General features: G+C 72.0%; 16 protein-coding genes. 11 read left to right on the forward strand and 5 right to left on the reverse strand.

Annotated elements, in window-relative coordinates:
• Positions 1-57: 57 nt before the first annotated feature.
• The 3 genes from ACWC21_RS37775 to ACWC21_RS37785 all read right to left on the reverse strand — a co-directional run bounded on the left by ACWC21_RS37775 (position 58) and on the right by ACWC21_RS37785 (position 2,970).
• Positions 58-708: a hypothetical protein gene (locus ACWC21_RS37775; protein WP_450888827.1), complete on the reverse strand. Its 651-nt coding sequence runs from the start codon at positions 706-708 to the stop codon at positions 58-60.
• Positions 709-810: 102 nt separating this feature from the next.
• On the reverse strand, positions 811-1,503 hold the full coding sequence (locus ACWC21_RS37780) for a GntR family transcriptional regulator (RefSeq protein WP_450888829.1): 693 nt from the start codon (positions 1,501-1,503) through the stop codon (positions 811-813).
• A 111-nt stretch (positions 1,504-1,614) separates the two neighbouring features.
• Positions 1,615-2,970, reverse strand: a complete 1,356-nt coding sequence (locus ACWC21_RS37785; RefSeq protein ID WP_450888831.1) for an aminotransferase class III-fold pyridoxal phosphate-dependent enzyme — start codon at positions 2,968-2,970, stop codon at positions 1,615-1,617.
• Between the two features lie 229 nt (positions 2,971-3,199).
• Between ACWC21_RS37785 and ACWC21_RS37790 the strand changes: the two genes are divergently transcribed.
• The gene (locus ACWC21_RS37790) at positions 3,200-5,095 is read left to right on the forward strand and encodes a serine/threonine-protein kinase (protein WP_450888832.1); all 1,896 of its coding nucleotides are present in this window, start codon (positions 3,200-3,202) and stop codon (positions 5,093-5,095) included.
• 21 nt (positions 5,096-5,116) lie between these two features.
• Here the strand turns inward: ACWC21_RS37790 and ACWC21_RS37795 are convergent, their stop codons facing one another.
• On the reverse strand, positions 5,117-5,866 hold the full coding sequence (locus ACWC21_RS37795; protein WP_450888833.1) for an SLATT domain-containing protein: 750 nt from the start codon (positions 5,864-5,866) through the stop codon (positions 5,117-5,119).
• 295 nt (positions 5,867-6,161) lie between these two features.
• On the opposite strand from ACWC21_RS37795, the gene ACWC21_RS37800 reads away from it, so the two are divergent.
• The 7 genes from ACWC21_RS37800 to ACWC21_RS37830 all read left to right on the forward strand — a co-directional run bounded on the left by ACWC21_RS37800 (position 6,162) and on the right by ACWC21_RS37830 (position 12,619).
• A complete protein-coding gene (locus ACWC21_RS37800) occupies positions 6,162-6,506 on the forward strand; it encodes a YbaB/EbfC family nucleoid-associated protein (RefSeq protein ID WP_389143725.1) in 345 nt (114 codons plus the stop codon).
• 55 nt (positions 6,507-6,561) lie between these two features.
• Positions 6,562-7,161 (forward strand): recombination mediator RecR, encoded by a 600-nt coding sequence (gene recR, locus ACWC21_RS37805; RefSeq protein ID WP_132856910.1) that lies wholly within the window; start codon positions 6,562-6,564, stop codon positions 7,159-7,161.
• Positions 7,154-7,822, forward strand: a complete 669-nt coding sequence (locus ACWC21_RS37810) for a DUF5063 domain-containing protein (RefSeq protein ID WP_450888835.1) — start codon at positions 7,154-7,156, stop codon at positions 7,820-7,822. The genes recR and ACWC21_RS37810 overlap by 8 nt, the downstream gene beginning before the upstream one ends.
• A 182-nt stretch (positions 7,823-8,004) precedes the next feature.
• Positions 8,005-9,282 carry an aspartate kinase gene (locus ACWC21_RS37815; protein WP_450888836.1) on the forward strand — a complete coding sequence of 426 codons (1,278 nt, stop codon included), beginning with the start codon at positions 8,005-8,007 and terminating at the stop codon, positions 9,280-9,282.
• Positions 9,279-10,331, forward strand: a complete 1,053-nt coding sequence (locus tag ACWC21_RS37820; protein WP_450888838.1) for an aspartate-semialdehyde dehydrogenase — start codon at positions 9,279-9,281, stop codon at positions 10,329-10,331. The genes ACWC21_RS37815 and ACWC21_RS37820 overlap by 4 nt, the downstream gene beginning before the upstream one ends.
• A 402-nt stretch (positions 10,332-10,733) precedes the next feature.
• The gene (locus ACWC21_RS37825) at positions 10,734-11,453 is read left to right on the forward strand and encodes a SigE family RNA polymerase sigma factor (protein ID WP_450888840.1); all 720 of its coding nucleotides are present in this window, start codon (positions 10,734-10,736) and stop codon (positions 11,451-11,453) included.
• Between the two features lie 113 nt (positions 11,454-11,566).
• On the forward strand, positions 11,567-12,619 hold the full coding sequence (locus tag ACWC21_RS37830) for a hypothetical protein (RefSeq protein WP_450888841.1): 1,053 nt from the start codon (positions 11,567-11,569) through the stop codon (positions 12,617-12,619).
• Positions 12,620-12,650: 31 nt separating this feature from the next.
• Here the strand turns inward: ACWC21_RS37830 and ACWC21_RS37835 are convergent, their stop codons facing one another.
• Positions 12,651-13,430: an SURF1 family protein gene (locus tag ACWC21_RS37835; RefSeq protein WP_450888843.1), complete on the reverse strand. Its 780-nt coding sequence runs from the start codon at positions 13,428-13,430 to the stop codon at positions 12,651-12,653.
• 133 nt (positions 13,431-13,563) lie between these two features.
• Here ACWC21_RS37835 and ACWC21_RS37840 point away from each other — a divergent pair, with 133 nt between their 5' ends.
• The 3 genes from ACWC21_RS37840 to ACWC21_RS37850 all read left to right on the forward strand — a co-directional run bounded on the left by ACWC21_RS37840 (position 13,564) and on the right by ACWC21_RS37850 (position 16,553).
• The gene (locus ACWC21_RS37840) at positions 13,564-15,381 is read left to right on the forward strand and encodes a prolyl oligopeptidase family serine peptidase (protein WP_450888845.1); all 1,818 of its coding nucleotides are present in this window, start codon (positions 13,564-13,566) and stop codon (positions 15,379-15,381) included.
• A 198-nt stretch (positions 15,382-15,579) separates the two neighbouring features.
• Positions 15,580-15,789, forward strand: a complete 210-nt coding sequence (locus ACWC21_RS37845) for a hypothetical protein (protein ID WP_450888846.1) — start codon at positions 15,580-15,582, stop codon at positions 15,787-15,789.
• Positions 15,786-16,553, forward strand: coding sequence for a hypothetical protein (locus tag ACWC21_RS37850; protein ID WP_450888848.1), 768 nt, complete (start codon positions 15,786-15,788; stop codon positions 16,551-16,553). The genes ACWC21_RS37845 and ACWC21_RS37850 overlap by 4 nt, the downstream gene beginning before the upstream one ends.
• Positions 16,554-16,653: the final 100 nt, after the last annotated feature.

Genomic DNA, 16,653 nt, shown 5'->3' on the forward strand with positions numbered 1-16,653 from the left:
TCGCGTCACGATCGTGACACGAGTCCGTCAACTACCGGTGGATAGGCGGAGATTGGTTCAGCTGAACACGATCATCGAGCCCTGCGCCAGGCTCCGTGTCGCCGCCGCGTGCAGCCCCAGCCAGACGTGCCGTTCCCGTGCGAACGGGCTCGGGTCGTACGGGGCGGCCACGGCGGGTTCCTCCAGTCCCGTCGGCGCCCGCGGCGGTTCCGGGGCGGCCGGGGGGTTGGCGGGGTCGATGCCGATCGACTGCGCCACCAGCTCCAGCTCCCTGAGCAGCGACTGGGCGGAACCCAGCGGGCCGCCGCCGGCCAGCAACTCGTCGTTGGAGAGCGGGCTCGGGAAGTCCACCGGGACGTAGGCGCCCGCGTGGTCGTAGTGCCACACCAGATGGGACTGCTGGGCCGTCGACTCGAACATCTCCAGCAACTGCTCGTAGTCCCCGCCCAGTTCGTCCACCGGGGTCACCGGCAGTCCGCACACCTGGAGGAGGTAGGCGCGGCGCAGGAAGTGCAGCGCGTCGTAGTCGAAGCCCGCCACCGGCGCGACCTCACCGGACAGGCCCGGCATGTACTGGTACACCGGCACCGGTGGGAGACCGGCCTCGGTCAGCACCTTGTTGTATTGCGCGAGCTCCTCGGCGAACGGGTTGTCCGGGGTGTGGCACAACACGTCGACGAGCGGGACCAGCCACAGGTCACAGGCCAAAGAGGGCTCCTCGCATCAGCACGCGTACAGCATGGCGGTGGACAGGGAAGCGTAGTCGGTGCCGTACCCGGTCAGCTCCCCCCGTGCACGTCCCATACCCACTCATTCGCCGGCCGGCCGGTCGATGAGGCTCAGGGAGTGCGCGTTGTACGCGGCGACGATCCCGCGGGCCGACGCGGAGTCCCGGCGGGCGAGGGCGTCCACCAGTTCGGTGTGGCCCGACCAGAGCCGGCCGCGCAGGTCGGACAGGCGGCGCAGGTGCTGCACCGTGCACACCCAGGACTGCACCCGCAGCCGGTGCAGGAAGTCCGAAAGATAGGGGTTGCCGAACAGGGAGCTCAACTCGCGCCAGTAGCGCAGGTCGTAGCCGATCAGGACGGTGAGGTCACCGGCGGCGGCGGCGCGCTTGGCCTCCTCGCCGCGGCGGCGCACCCCGGCGAGCGCGGCCACCCCGCGCGGGTCCTCCGGGTCCGGGAGGCCCTCGTGGCCCTCGGCGAGGGCCAGGAACATGCCGTCGGTGACCAGGCGGCGGGCCTCGATGATGTGCCGGTGGTCGGCCGGCGTGTACTCGGGGACCCGGAAGCCGCGGTGCTGGTCGGCCTCCAGGACCCCCTGCGCGGACAGGTCGACCAGCGCCTCGCGGACCGGTGTCGCGGAGACCCCGTACTGCTCGGCGATCTCCTTCACGGTGAACGCCCGCCCCGGTTGGAGCCGCCCGGCCAGCACCTCGTCGCGTAGCGCGTCCGCTATCTGCTGGCGCAGGGTACTGCGGGTCACGGCACCGGTGCCGGGCATGGTCGGGCGGCTCTCCTCACGCGTGCGGGTGGGTGTTCGCTTATGTCTACGAGCACGCCACCTTACGCGTTCGAAGCGATTGCATACCGGGCTGTGACGACGGCGACTTCGTCACCCGGTGTACTCGTCGGCCACGCTCAGCGCGGCGTCCAGCGCGGCCAGTCCCTCCTTCAGGTCCGCCTCGCTCACGTTGCACGGCGGCACCACGTGCGTCCGGTTCATGTTCACGAAGGGCCACAGTCCGTGCTGCTTGGCCGCCCCGGCGAACGCCGCCATGGCCGCGTTGTCCTGCCCGGCCGCGTTGTACGGCACGAGCGGCTCCCGGGTCTCGCGGTTCTTCACCAGCTCCAGCGCCCAGAACATGCCTACGCCCCGCACCTCGCCGACGCTCGGGTGCCGCTCGGCCAGCGCCCGCAGCCCCGGTTCCAGCACCGAGGAGCCCAGCGCGGCCGCGTGTTCGACGATGCCCTCCTCGGCCATCACGTTGATCGTGGCGACCGCCGCCGCGCAGGCCAGCGGGTGCCCGGAATACGTCAGGCCGCCCGGGTAGGGACGCCTGGCGAACGTCTCCGCTATCTTCCCGCTGATCGCGACGCCGCCGAGCGGCACGTACCCGGAGTTCACGCCCTTGGCGAAGGTCATCAGATCGGGCACGACGCCGAACAGGCCGGCCGCGAACCACTCGCCGGTCCGCCCGAACCCGGCCATGACCTCGTCCAGGACGAAGACGATCCCGTACTTGTCGCACAGCTCACGCACCCCGGCGAGATAACCGGGCGGCGGGACCATGATCCCGGCCGTTCCCGGGATCGTCTCCAGGATGATCGCCGCGACCGTCCCCGGCCCCTCGAAGGCGATGGTGGTCTCCAGGTGCTCCAGCGCCCGCGCGCACTCCTGCTCCTCGGTCTCGGCGTAGAAGCGGGAGCGGTACAGGTAGGGCGCCCAGAAGTGGACGACCCCGGCGGAGCCGCTGTCGGAGGCCCAGCGCCGCGGGTCGCCGGTGATGTTCACCGCCTGCTGGGTGCCGCCGTGGTACGACCGGTACGCCGACAGCACCTTCGGGCGGCCGGTGTGCAGCCGGGCCATGCGCACCGCGTGCTCGACCGCGTCGGCACCGCCGTTGGTGAAGAAGATCCTGTCCAGGTCACCGGGCGTCCGCTCGGCGATCAGCCGGGCCGCCTCCGAGCGCGCCTCGACGGCGAACGCCGGCGCGAAGGTCGTCATCGTCGCGGCCTGCTCCTGGATCGCGGCGACGACCTTCGGGTGCTGGTAGCCGATGTTGGTGAAGACGAGCCCGCTGGAGAAATCCAGGTACCGCTTGCCGTCGTAGTCCCAGAAGTACGACCCTTCGGCGCCGGCGACGGCGAGCGGGTCGATGAGCTCCTGCGCGGACCAGGAGTGGAAGACGTGCGCACGGTCCGCGGCCTTGACGGCCGCGCCGGCCTGAGGGTTGGGCTGTGGGGTCATGCGGGCGAGCGTAGATGTCCGGGACGGGGGACCGGAATCGGCTTCCTGTTCCGTCGGCGGGGGGTTTCCGCGACAGGTTGTCGCACGCGTGCGCGTCGAGGGGACGTCGATGGCGTCACCTGTTACGGAACTGTGGATGCCGCTCGGTGCGGCGGCGATCAGGGCCGCACTATTCTCGCTCTGTTGCACATGCGCAGATTTCGGGCCTATCGGGGGAGGCGGCGCGGCGATGGAGAAGCTGAGGCCGGGGGAACCGCATCGGATCGGGGCGTATCGGCTGCTGGCGCGGCTGGGTGCGGGCGGCATGGGGCAGGTGTATCTCGCCCGGTCGGAGCGGGGCCGTACGGTCGCCGTGAAGCTGGTGCGTGAGGAACTCGCCCGGCAGGAGGAGTTCCGGGCCCGGTTCCGGCAGGAGGTGCAGGCGGCGCGGCGGGTCGGCGGTCACTGGACGGCGCCGGTACTGGACGCGGACACCGAGGCGGCCGTGCCCTGGGTGGCCACCGGGTACGTGGCCGGGCCCAGCCTGGAGCAGGTCGTCGGCCACGACCACGGCGCGCTGCCCGAGCGGTCGGTGCGGATCCTCGCGGCCGGGCTCGCGCACGCGCTGAAGGACATCCACGCCGCCGGGATCGTCCACCGCGACCTCAAGCCGTCCAACGTGCTGGTCACCATCGACGGGCCGCGCGTCATCGACTTCGGCATCGCGCGGGCGCTGGAGACCCTGGCCGGGGACGGACTCACCCGCACCGGCTCGCTGGTCGGCTCGCCCGGGTTCATGGCGCCCGAGCAGGTGCGCGGCGACCGGATCACGCCCGCCTGCGACGTCTTCTGCCTCGGCTCGGTGCTCGCCTACGCCGCGACCGGCGCGCTGCCCTTCGGAACGGCGGGCACCGGAGCGCACGCGGTGATGTTCCGCATCGCCCAGGAGGAACCCGGCCTCGAGGGCGTCCCCGAGGGCATCGCCGACCTCGTCCGCGACTGCCTGCGCAAGGACCCGGCCGCACGCCCGACGCTGGACACGATCCTGGAACGCACCGGCGCGGAGGACACGGTCTCCGGGGGCCGTTCCCTCGACCCCTGGCTGCCGGGGGCGCTCGTCGCCCAGCTGGGGCGGCACGCGGTGCGGCTGCTGGACACGGAGGACCCGGAGGGGACGGCGGGGACGGCCGGAACCGGTCCCGGGGCGGACCGGGCGCAGCCGCCGGTGCCCGCCCCCGCCGTACCGGTCGCCTCCCCGGAGCACGCCCCCGCCTCCGACGAAACCTCGATGCCGCCCCCGCCCGGAGACCCGCGCCCGCAGGGGCAGCAGGGCGGCGGCGTGCCGCTGAACCACCTCCCCACCATGGTCGCCGGGCAGACGCCCCCGCCCGGCACCCCCGCGCCGCACCCCGTGTACGGCTATCCCCAGCAGCATCCGCAGCCCGCCGCCTACGGCCATCCGCAACAGCCCGGTGCCCAGGCGCCGTACAACCCGTACGCCGGCTACGGTGCGACCCCGCCGTACGGCCCGCCGCCCGTCGGTGTGGGACCGCAGCCGCCGCGCGGCAACGGGCGGTCCACCGCGGTGCTCGTAGTGGTCGCGCTGGTCGTCGCGCTCGCCGCGGGAGGCTCGGTGTACGCGCTCATGAAGGGCGGCGGCGACGACACCGACGCGGGCACGGTCAGCCCGTCACCGAGCGCCACCGGAGCGCCCACCACCCCGGGGCCCACCCCGGCCACCACGGAGCCGGAGTCCCCGTCGGCGTCGGCCTCGGCCTCGGCGTCGGACGGCCCGATCCCGGGCCCGTACCTGGGCACCTGGTCCTCGTCGATCGACAACGGCCTCGGCCACCACACCCGCGAACTGACGCTCCGGCAGGGCGAGGTGGGGGACACGGTCCTCACCCTGGTCGCCGACGGCCCCACCAGGGACGGCGGCACCTATCACTGCGTCTTCGAGGCGGACCTCGACCGGCAGCCGGGCAGTGACGGGCCGCTGGAGATCGGCCCGTCCGACGTCACGGTCGGGGGGCCGAGTCCGACGTGCAAGCCGGGCGACGCGAGCGAGGTCACGCTGCTGCCCGACGGCCGGCTGCGCCGCGACATGCGGGGCAGCGGGGACAGCCTGACCTACACCAGGGAATAGCCCGCCGGACGTCCGGCGGGCTCAGCGGGGTTCCGGGGGCCGCTGGCGCGGCATGTTCGGGCGGGCCGTGGCGGGCGGGACGGGGAAGCGGCCCGTGGGGGACGCGGTGTCCGGCCGTGGTCCCGAGGCGGCCGCGGCGGTCTGGATCCCCAGCGGTGTCGGGCCGGTCCGGAACTCCACCATCCAGCCGGCGGTCTCAGCCCGCACCAGCTCGGTCACGTCCTCGGAGAACTTCCGCAGCACCCCGAGGCACCGCTCGGTGGCCTCCGCGGCCGTGCCCTCCGCCGGCCCGAGCACCTCCCGCACGCTCTCCGACGCCCAGTCGAACTGGAGCACCTGCAGCCGCCGCTGCACGGCCTGCGCGGTGGCCACGTCCCTTATCCATCCGGACGTGACCCCGAAGCACCGGTCCACGGCGACGCACGCCACCGCGAGCATGAACGCGAGGTACCCCCAGGGAGCGATCCCGCCGACCGCCCCGGTGATGTCCAGCAGGGGCAGCGCGGCCCCGCACACCGTCCCGGCCGCCGCTCCGCCCCGGAGCATCCGTGCGCCGCGCCGTTTCCACACCCGGTCCTCGAGGTACCAGGCAGCCGTGTCCAGCGCGCCCCGCTCCACCCACCGGTACAGCTCGTCGAGCCGCTCCGCCGGCTCTCCCCAGTCCCCGAGCGGGAACGGCCGCCCGGTCAGATCGCCCGGCCGCAGCCCGGCCGCCCCCTCGCCCCGCCCGTCCTGAGGCGGACCCTCGGGCTGCATCTCCGGCTGACCCACCCGGCACTCCCTACTGATTCCGACCGACTGATCCCGACGACCGACCCCGACCCACCGATTCCGGCCCACCGATCCCGTTCGTCACGCTGCGTGATAGCGGATGCCGATGCGCGGAACCCTTCCTACCGCCCAACGGGTGGCGGCGGTGCGGCTTCCGTCGCTTTTCCGCCCGTAAGGGGGCCTTGATCAGGTATAGGGCTGCCGCAAATGTCACTCGAAAGAGTGCTGGGGCGATGGGCGAGTTGACCACGTAGGCTCGTGCACACGGAGGAAACGACGAGACCAGGAGCTGATCGTGATACCCGGTGGTGGCCAGCCCAACATGCAGCAGCTGCTCCAGCAGGCCCAGAAGATGCAGCAGGATCTGGCGAAGGCGCAGGAGGAACTCGCGGCCACGGAGGTCGACGGGCAGGCGGGCGGCGGGCTGGTGAGGGCCACGGTGACCGGTGCCGGCGAGCTGCGCGCGCTGAAGATCGACCCGAAGGCCGTGGACCCGGAGGACACCGAGACTCTCGCCGACCTGATCGTCGCGGCCGTGCACGCGGCCAACGAGAACGCGCAGACGCTGCAGCAGCAGAAGCTCGGTCCGCTGGCCCAGGGTCTGGGCGGTGGCAGCGGCATTCCGGGTCTGCCTTTCTAAGACCCGGCGCGGCCAACTACGGTACGTACCGTAAGACTCCAGGAAGGGCAGTCCGTTGTACGAAGGCGTGGTCCAGGATCTCATCGACGAGCTGGGGCGGCTGCCCGGCGTCGGTCCCAAGAGCGCGCAGCGGATCGCCTTCCACATCCTGCAGGCGGAGCCCACGGACGTACGGCGGCTCGCGCAGGCGCTCCTCGAGGTGAAGGCGAAGGTCCGCTTCTGCGCGACGTGCGGCAACGTCGCGCAGGAGGAGCTGTGCGGCATCTGCCGTGACGCCCGCCGGGACCCGGCGGTGATCTGCGTCGTGGAGGAGCCCAAGGACGTCGTCGCGATCGAGCGGACCCGGGAGTTCCGCGGCCGCTACCACGTGCTCGGCGGCGCGATCAGCCCGATCGAGGGCGTCGGCCCCGACGACCTGCGGATCAGGGAGCTGCTGGCCCGCCTGGCGGACGGTACGGTCACCGAGCTGATCCTGGCCACCGACCCCAATCTCGAGGGCGAGGCGACGGCGACGTACCTTGCCCGCATGATCAAGCCCATGGGTCTGAAGGTCACCCGGCTGGCCAGCGGCCTGCCGGTGGGTGGGGACCTGGAATACGCGGACGAGGTCACCCTCGGCCGTGCCTTCGAGGGGAGACGACTCCTAGATGTCTGACGCCACGCTGCACGACTCGACGCGGAACCCGGACGACTTCGCGGTCCAGATCGCGGACCAGGTGGAGAGTTTCCTGGTGGCCGTCACGGAGGTGGCCAAGGGCGACGAACCGGACTCGGCCGTCCCCTTCCTCCTCCTGGAGGTCTCCCAGCTCATGCTGGCCGGCGGCCGGCTGGGCGCCCACGAGGACATCGTCCCCGACGAGCGCTACGAGCCGGACCTGGGCCCGGAGGCCGACGTGGACGAGCTCCGGGAGAACCTCGCCCGCCTCCTGGAGCCGATCGACGTCTACTCCGAGGTCTTCGACCCGTACGAGCCCCGCAAGGCGCGGGTGCCCGCCCGGATCTCCGACGACCTGGCCGACGTCATCACCGACCTGCGCCACGGCATGGCCCACTACCGGGCCGGCCGCACCACGGAGGCCCTGTGGTGGTGGCAGTTCTCCTACTTCTCCAACTGGGGCGGCACCGCCTCGGCGACGCTGCGGGCCCTGCAGTCCCTGGTCGCCCACGTCCGCCTGAACCAGCCCCTGGAGGAACTCGACGGCCTCGACACCGACCAGGACCTCGGCGACGAGGCCCTGGAGTTCGAGGCGGGCCGGGTCATGGCGGAGGAGATCGGGGAGCCGCTGGGGGTGCGCCCCGGCCGGGGCGCGGTGTAGCCGGCGCGGGCGCCGTCCCGGTGCGACTGTGAGCCCTGGCACTTTCCGAGTGGGGCGGCCCGGGCTGGGCATGTGCTGTTCCGGACGGGCCGCCGACATCTCACGATGCGATACCGCAGAGGGGAAAAGTGGGCGCTCGTTAGACTGAGCCGACCGAGTACATACCGGAGCGAGGAGCGCACGTGGGCCTTGTCGTGCAGAAGTACGGAGGCTCCTCCGTAGCCGATGCCGAGGGCATCAAGCGCGTCGCCAAGCGGATCGTGGAAGCCAAGAAGAACGGCAACCAGGTGGTTGTCGTGGTCTCCGCGATGGGCGACACGACGGACGAGCTGATCGATCTCGCCGAGCAGGTGTCTCCGATGCCTGCCGGGCGCGAGTTCGACATGCTGCTGACCGCCGGAGAGCGGATCTCCATGGCCCTGCTGGCCATGGCGATCAAGAAACTGGGGCACGAGGCCCAGTCGTTCACCGGCAGCCAGGCAGGTGTCATCACCGACTCGGTCCACAACAAGGCCCGGATCATCGACGTCACGCCGGGCCGGATCCGCACCGCGCTGGACGAGGGCAACATCGCCATCGTGGCCGGGTTCCAGGGCGTCAGCCAGGACAAGAAGGACATCACGACCCTGGGTCGTGGCGGCTCCGACACCACGGCGGTGGCCCTCGCGGCCGCCCTCGACGCCGAGGTCTGCGAGATCTACACCGACGTCGACGGCGTGTTCACCGCGGACCCGCGCGTGGTGAAGAAGGCGAAGAAGATCGACTGGATCTCCTTCGAGGACATGCTGGAGCTCGCGGCCTCCGGCTCCAAGGTGCTCCTCCACCGTTGTGTGGAGTACGCGCGCCGTTACAACATCCCGATCCACGTCCGCTCCTCCTTCAGCGGGCTGCAGGGCACGTGGGTCAGCAGCGAGCCGATCGAGCAAGGGGACAAGAAGGTGGAGCAGGCCATCATCTCCGGTGTCGCGCACGACACCTCCGAGGCCAAGGTCACGGTCGTCGGCGTGCCGGACAAGCCGGGCGAGGCCGCCTCGATCTTCCGCGCGATCGCCGACGCCGAGATCAACATCGACATGGTGGTACAGAACGTGTCCGCCGCGGCCACCGGTCTGACGGACATCTCCTTCACGCTGCCGAAGACCGAGGGCCGCAAGGCCATCGACGCGCTGGAGAAGAACAAGTCCGGCATCGGCTTCGACTCGCTGCGCTACGACGACCAGATCGGCAAGATCTCCCTGGTCGGCGCGGGCATGAAGACCAACCCGGGCGTCACCGCCTCCTTCTTCGAGGCGCTGTCCGACGCGGGGGTGAACATCGAGCTGATCTCGACCTCCGAGATCCGTATCTCGGTCGTCACCCGTGCCGACGACGTGCCGGAGGCGGTGCGCGCGGTGCACAGCGCCTTCGGGCTCGACTCCGACAGCGACGAGGCCGTCGTCTACGGAGGCACCGGGCGATGACCGGCGGACCGACGCTCGCGGTCGTGGGAGCGACCGGGGCTGTCGGCACGGTCATGCTCCAGATCCTCTCCCAGCGCGCCGACGTCTGGGGCGAGATCCGCCTCGTCGCCTCGCCGCGCTCGGCCGGCCGCAAGCTGGCCGTGCGCGGCGAGGAGGTCGAGGTGGTCGCCCTGACGGAGGAGGCCTTCGACGGGGTCGACGTCGCCATGTTCGACGTCCCCGACGAGGTCTCCGCACGGTGGGCGCCGATCGCCGCCGCCAAGGGCGCGGTGGTGGTGGACAACTCCGGCGCGTTCCGGATGGACCCGGACGTGCCCCTGGTCGTCCCCGAGGTCAATCCGCACTGCGCCCGGCACCGGCCGCGCGGCATCGTCGCCAACCCCAACTGCACGACCCTGTCGATGATCGTCGCCCTGGGCGCGCTGCACGCCGAGTTCGGGCTGCGCGAGCTGGTGGTGTCCTCGTACCAGGCGGTGAGCGGGGCCGGGCGGGCCGGTGTGGAGGCGCTGCGGACGCAGCTGTCCCTGGTCGCGGGTACGGAGCTCGGGACCAGCCCGGGTGATGTGCGGCGGGCCGTGGGCGACAACACCGGGCCGTTCCCGGAGCCGGTCGCGCTGAACGTCGTGCCGTGGGCCGGGTCGCTGCGCGAGGACGGCTGGTCGTCGGAGGAGATGAAGGTGCGGGACGAGTCCCGCAAGATCCTCGGACTGCCGAGGCTGCCGGTCGCCGTGACCTGTGTGCGCGTCCCGGTCGTCACCACCCACTCGCTCACCGTCCATGCCCGGTTCCAGGGCGAGGTCACCGTCGACGGCGCCCGCGAGATCCTCGCCACGGCGCCGGGTGTGGTGCTGTGCGACGACCCGGCCGCCGGTGAGTTCCCCACGCCCGCCGACGTGGTGGGCACCGACCCGACCTGGGTCGGGCGGGTGCGGCGGGCGCTGGACGACCCCACCGCGCTCGAACTCTTCGTGTGCGGGGACAACCTGCGCAAGGGTGCCGCGCTCAACACCGCGCAGATCGCCGAGCTGGTGGCTGCGGAACTGTCGTGATGCCCACATCGCGCTGAGGAAGCAGAGGGTGGGAGCGCGCCCATCTGTAGGATCCGTGTGACGAGTACGGCTCCGTACTGTGGTCCGGACCACTTGAACCGAACCCCCTCGGCGTTCGAAGATTCTTCTCCCCGCTCTCCGCAACCGCGCGGAGGGCGGGGAGCGTCTTTGCGGTCACCCTTACGGGGCGTGGGGGCGCATGGTCCTGGCGTGGGGACGCCGTGATCAGGGCGTGGGGACGTCCGTTCATATGGGATACAAGGGAAGAGCGGGACGCATGACGGCACTTCAGGCACCGTCGGATGTACGGCCGGTCGCGATGCCGCCGTCAGCGGCGTCACTCGGCGCGAAAGTGACGTGCGGCACGTACAACCCCCACGCGGGGAAACGTGTCCAACAGGCGTGGCAGAGGTACTCGACTTCAGCGCGGCGACCCGCGGCACGGCCCTTCGGCCCCGCGCGACGTTCCGCCCCCGCATGCCCGGCACGCCCGGCGGCATGCCGGTGATCGCGCCCATGCCCGCAGCGCGGCCCACCCGCATACCGAACCAGCGCGACGGCGTGCCCGCCCAGCGCGACGGCGGCGTACCCGCCCAGCGCGACGGCGCCGAGGACACCGTGGCGGCCGGTACCACCGTCGACCACCTCACCGAGACCTACCGGGCGCACTACCGCTCGCTGCTGGGACTGGCGGCGCTGCTCCTCGACGACACCGCCTCCTGCGAGGACGTCGTCCAGGAGGCCTTCATCCGCGTCCACTCGGCCCGCAAGCGCGTCCGGGACCCCGAGAAGACCCTCGCCTACCTGCGCCAGACGGTGGTGAACCTCTCCCGCTCCGCGCTGCGCCGCCGCATCCTCGGCCTGAAGCTGCTGTCCAAGCCGATGCCGGACATGGCGAGCGCGGAGGAGGGCGCGTACGACTCGCTGGAGCGCCGTGACCTCATCAAGGCGATGAAGGGCCTGCAGCGCCGCCAGCGCGAGGTCCTCGTGCTGCGCTACTTCGCCGACATGACGGAAGCCCAGGTCGCCGAGACGCTCGGGATATCCCTGGGGTCGGTGAAGGCGTACGGCTCGCGCGGCATAGCGGCCCTCCGGGTGTCCATGGAGGCGGCGGCATCATGAGCGACCGCGCCGAGGGGGGCGGCTCCCACGACCGCCACGAGCCCTATGCCTGGCACGAACCGACGAAGCAGCAAGAGCAAGAGCACACGCCAACGCACGCTGGGAACGGAACTGTGAACCACGGCCCCGACGACCTGGGTCCCGACGGGCCCGAGCCGGACGAGCTGGACCTGCGCCGACTACTGCACTCGGCCGTCGAGGACATCGAGCCGCGCGACGGCACGCTGGACCATCTGCGCCGTGCGGTGCCCGCCCGGCGGGCCCGCAAGCGGCAGGCCGTGGTCGGCATGGCGGCGGCGGTCCTGTTCGTCGGCACCGCCGTCCCGGCCCTGCTGCACGTGTCCCACGCCACCGGCTCCGACCCCAACACCTCCCCGGCCGGCCAGGCCTCCGAGGCGCAGGGCGGCGACTCGGGCAAGAACCCGGACGGCGGGGCCAGCAGCGCGGGCGGCTCCAGCGGCAGGAGCAAGGGCAAGGGCAAGGAGGGCACCAAGGAGACCGGCCGGAGCAGGACGCCGGGCGGCGGCACCGGCGCGACCGGCGGCGCCAACCCCTCCGCCAGCGTCGTCGCGGGCCCCTCGGTGTGCACGGCGGCCCAGCTGGGCTCGGCCACGGGGACCGCCGGCGCGCCGGACACGACCGGTGTCGTCTACGGCACCTTCCGCGTCGTCAACGTCTCCTCCACCAGCTGTACCGTCGGCGGCCCGGGCAGCGTCAGCCCGCTCGCGCAGGGCGCCGCGGACCCGGCCAAGATCAGCGCGGCCCGGCACGTCGCCGGCGACCCGGCGGCGGGCCTGCCCGCCCCGTCGACGGAGGTGTCCGGGCTGGTCCTAACCCCCGGCGCGGCCTACGAGGAGAAGTTCGCCTTCGTCCCCTCCGAGACGTGCCCCACGACCGGCGGCGGCACGGACACCGGCGGCACGGGCCCCGGCACGCCCAGCCCCGACCCGAGCACCAGCCAGGATCCCGGTGCGACCGGCTCGACGGACACCGCGGGTGCGACGTCATCCGGCACCACCACCCAGCTCTTCACCGCGGACGGCACGGCGGACGGGAGCGTCGTGGTGACCCACACCGCGGAGGGCGGCTCCCCGACGGCATCGGTGACGGTACCCAACGCCTGCGCCGGCACGGTGTACTGGACGGGGCTGCTGTCCGGTTCTTAGCCACCAGGGGGTTCCGCCCCCTGGACCCGGGTCACACCCCCGCGGTCTCCCCCTCCGGCACCAGGCCCAGCGCGGCGTCCCGCGCGAACTCGACCTCGCGGCGCAGCAGGCGGAACCACATGAAGACGACGAACCCCGCGAAGACGAACCACTCCCCGGTGTAGCCGAGGTTCTGGAACGCCTTCAGGTCGAGCCCCGACCCCGCGGGCGCCGTCGCCGGTACCGCCTTCATCCCCGAGTCGCCCTTGTCGAGGGTGACCCAGGCGTCGTACACCCGGTACGGCACCAGGTTCACCAGCGAGGCGGAGCTGATCGCCGCCGTCTGCCCGGCCGGCAGTCCGCCCGCCGCGCTGACGCCGTTGTCCCCGGGCGTCTCGGAGGCCTGCAACGCCCCGGTGACGGTGACCTCCCCGGACGGCGGGGCGGGCGCCCTGTCCGGGGCCGCCGTGCCGGGCAGCCACCCGCGCACCACCGGCAGCGCCCTGCCGGAGCCGGTGCGCAGCAGGGTCAGCACGTAGTAGCCGCGCTTTCCGTCCAGCTCGCGGTCGGGGACGAGGAGCTGCTTGCCGTACCGGCCGGTCGCGGTGACCTGCCTGCCCGAGGTGTCCTGGTCCACCGGCAGCAGCTCGGCCAGTGGCCGGGCCGCCTCCTTCCGGTCGGACACGGCCCGCTCGGCGGCGTCGTGGTGGTCCTGCACCCGCGCCTCGAACCGGCTCAGCTGCCAGGACCCCATGAAGACGCAGAACGGGATGGCGAGCAGCACGAACACGTTGATGCCCCACCAGCGGGGTGTCAGCAGAAACCGGTACACGCCCTCAACGGTACGGCGACGCCGCCGCGCCCCCGGCCCCAGGGGCCTTGCGTGCGCGCATGATCGCAAAAGTTGTCCACAGGCTGCGCACTCTCGCCAGCTATTTGCCGGCGGCGACGGGCAGTATGGGCGCATGACTGGGGCACAGAGTGAGAGCAACATGCCGGACTGGGTGAAGCGCTTTCGGGCGCCGCGGGTGTCACTGCCCGACTGGGCGGAGGACGCGCCCGACCGGTCCCTGTTCGTGTCGAACGCGACGGGCACGTACGAGCTGTACGCCTGGGACCGGGTGACGGGGGAGCAGCGCCAGGTGACGTCCCGGCCGAACGGCACGACGGACGGCGTGCTCTCCCCGGACGGCGCCTGGATCTGGTGGTTCGACGACAAGGACGGCGACGAGTTCGGCGTGTGGCGCCGCCAGCCCTTCACGGGCGGCGCGGACGAACCGGCCACCCCCGGCCTGGAGCCCTCCTATCCGGCCGGTCTGGCCCTGTCCCGGGACGGCCGTACGGCGGTCGTGGGCCGCTCCACGGACGACGAGGGCTCGACGATCCACGTGGCACGCGAGGGTGAGAAGCCCTTCGAGCTGTACCGGCACCGGGAGTCGGCGGGGGTCGGTGACCTCTCCCACGACGGCTCCCTCATCGCCATCGAGCACACCGAGCACGGTGACGCGATGCACTCGGCGCTGCGCGTGCTGCGCCCGGACGGCACGACGGTCGCGGAACTGGACGACACCAAGGGCGGCGCCGAGGAGCTGGGGCTGGAGGTGCTGGGCTTCGCCCCGCGCGAGGCCGATCCGCGGCTGCTCATCGGGCATCAGCGGCGCGGCCGGTGGGAGCCCATGGTCTGGGACGTCGTCACGGGCGAGGAGACGGACCTGGCCCTGGACCTGCCGGGCGACGTGAGCGCGGACTGGTACCCGGACGGCTCGGCGCTGCTCATCGCCCACGGCTTCGAGGCCCGCAGCGAGCTGTTCCGGTACGACCTGGGCAGCCGCGAGCTGACGAGGATCCCCACCCCGCCGGGTACGGTGTCCGGCGCGACGGCCCGCCCCGACGGCAGCGTGGAATACCTGTGGTCGTCGGCCGCCGAGCCCTCGTCGGTCCGTTCGACGACGGGTCGGGTGGTCCTGAACCCGCCCGGCCTGAAGAGCCCGGGCTCGGTCCCCGTGGAGGACGTGTGGGTCGAGGGGCCCGGCGGCCGTATCCACGCCCTTGTCCAGAAGCCGGCCGGCGCGACCGGACCCCTGCCCACGGTCTTCGACCTGCACGGCGGGCCGACCTGGCACGACAGCGACTCCTTCGCCGCGGGCCCGGCCGCCTGGGTGGACCACGGCTACGCGGTGGTCAGGATCAACTACCGGGGCTCCACGGGTTACGGCCGGGCGTGGACGGACGCGCTCAAGCACCGGGTCGGCCTGATCGAGCTGGAGGACGTGGCCGCGGTCCGCGAGTGGGCCGTCTCCTCCGGCCTCGCCGACCCCTCCCGGCTGATCCTCACCGGCGCCTCCTGGGGCGGCTACCTCACCCTGCTCGGCATCGGCACCCAGCCGGACGACTGGACCCTGGGCATCGCCGTCGTCCCGGTCGCCGACTACGTCACCGCGTACCACGACGAGATGGAAGCCCTGAAGGCCATGGACCGCACCCTTCTGGGCGGCACCCCCGAGGAGGTCCCCGACCGCTTCGAGGCCTCCTCCCCGCTCACCTACGTCGACCGGGTCAAGGCTCCCGTCTACATCTCCGCCGGTGTGAACGACCCCCGCTGTCCCATCCGCCAGATCGAGAACTACGTCAAGCGGCTGGAGTCCCGCGGCGCCGTCCACGAGGTGTACCGCTATGACGCGGGGCACGGATCCCTGGTGGTGGACGAGCGGATCAAGCAGGTCCGGCTGGAGCTGGACTTCGCCGCGAGGCACCTGGACCAGGCGCGCACGACGGCGGCCTGAGCCGGTGCCGTGGGGCCGTGCGCGTCCGCGCTGCACGGCCCCGCGCAGGGTGGACCGCAGGCAATACGACTTCGTATCCAGTCTGAATATCCGGGCGAATCTTGTATGAATCCGCGCGGTAATTCAAAGCGTTTTTCCGCGCGGCCATTCACCCGATCGCCGCGCATCCAAGTGAAAAGAGCCGCCGTTAGTCGGGGCATGGCGAATGCAAGCGATCCTGGCAAGGCGCCCGGCCTCTACGGGGTGACGGTGGGGCCGTACGTCTACACCCCGGGCATCCTCAGCAAGAACGGTGTGCCTGTCGTACTGCAGGTCACTGATCCACTGCTGCAGAATTTCCTCACCGATGTCCGTCAAGCCGAATCCGATCTCGCCGGTCGATGGGCCTGCGCACTGTCGTACTCATGAGTGACGAACGCTACGGCCGTATGTGGCACGGCACCACCGATTACCTGGACGATTTCGACGAGGCGGCGCCGGACCCGAGCTGGGACCCGGCCGAGGAACTCGCCTATCTGCTGCAGAAGGCCGGCCAGGAGGAATACGCGAAGACGGTGCCGCCGCCCAGGGACGAGGCGCCGGTCACCGCTCCCGCGCCCGGCAGCCCGATGCGGCAGCTGCAGGACATCACCGCCGAACTGCCGCCGGTGCGTTCGTCCCGCCGGGGCCATCGCCGGCCCACGCCCCGCAGACGGCCGGGCGGTCTGCGCATCGCCAGCTGTGTACTCGCCGCGCTGGGCGCGGTCATCGTGTCGATGGTGAGCGTCTTCAGCGGCGTGGCCACCTACGAGCCGTTGCTCGTCATCACCGCGCACGGCCGGGAAGGCGCCGACGCCTGGTGGCCCGTGCTGGTCTACGGCCCCTGGATGGCGGGGTCGCTGTCCATCCTGCGTGCGGCCCTGCACCAGCGTCGTGCCGTCCACTCGTGGTTCGTCGTCCTGCTGTTCTCCTCCGTCGCGGTGCTGCTCTGCGTGGTGCAGGCGCCGCGGACCATCGCGGCCACGGCGACGGCCGCCTTGCCGGGTGTCGCGGCGCTGGCCTGCTTCCAGCAGCTGGTCCGGCAGATCACGCTGACACGACCGCCCCGGCGCACCACCCCGCGGCACCGGTCGCGGACCCCGCACGAGCGCTTCGTGGCCGGGGCCGCGTCCGAAGGCGGGGAAACGCTCTGACGCCGAGGGGGTGTCTTGTGGATCAGGCCGGCATAGGCCGACGGCGCCTTCCAGCCGACCCCGAGCGGGGGCGATGGGGGTGCCCCCGCGCGAGGCTGTT

It is taken from the genome of Streptomyces sp. NPDC001348, from assembly GCF_053597535.1.

Coding starts and splice junctions, on each gene's coding strand:
- ACWC21_RS37780 (WP_450888829.1), bottom strand. CDS start 1,503: ATGCCCGGCACCGGTGCCGTGACCCGCAGTACCCTGCGCCAGCAGATA.
- ACWC21_RS37785 (WP_450888831.1), bottom strand. CDS start 2,970: ATGACCCCACAGCCCAACCCTCAGGCCGGCGCGGCCGTCAAGGCCGCG.
- ACWC21_RS37790 (WP_450888832.1), top strand. CDS start 3,200: ATGGAGAAGCTGAGGCCGGGGGAACCGCATCGGATCGGGGCGTATCGG.
- ACWC21_RS37810 (WP_450888835.1), top strand. CDS start 7,154: ATGTCTGACGCCACGCTGCACGACTCGACGCGGAACCCGGACGACTTC.
- ACWC21_RS37820 (WP_450888838.1), top strand. CDS start 9,279: ATGACCGGCGGACCGACGCTCGCGGTCGTGGGAGCGACCGGGGCTGTC.
- ACWC21_RS37840 (WP_450888845.1), top strand. CDS start 13,564: ATGACTGGGGCACAGAGTGAGAGCAACATGCCGGACTGGGTGAAGCGC.
- ACWC21_RS37845 (WP_450888846.1), top strand. CDS start 15,580: ATGGCGAATGCAAGCGATCCTGGCAAGGCGCCCGGCCTCTACGGGGTG.
- ACWC21_RS37850 (WP_450888848.1), top strand. CDS start 15,786: ATGAGTGACGAACGCTACGGCCGTATGTGGCACGGCACCACCGATTAC.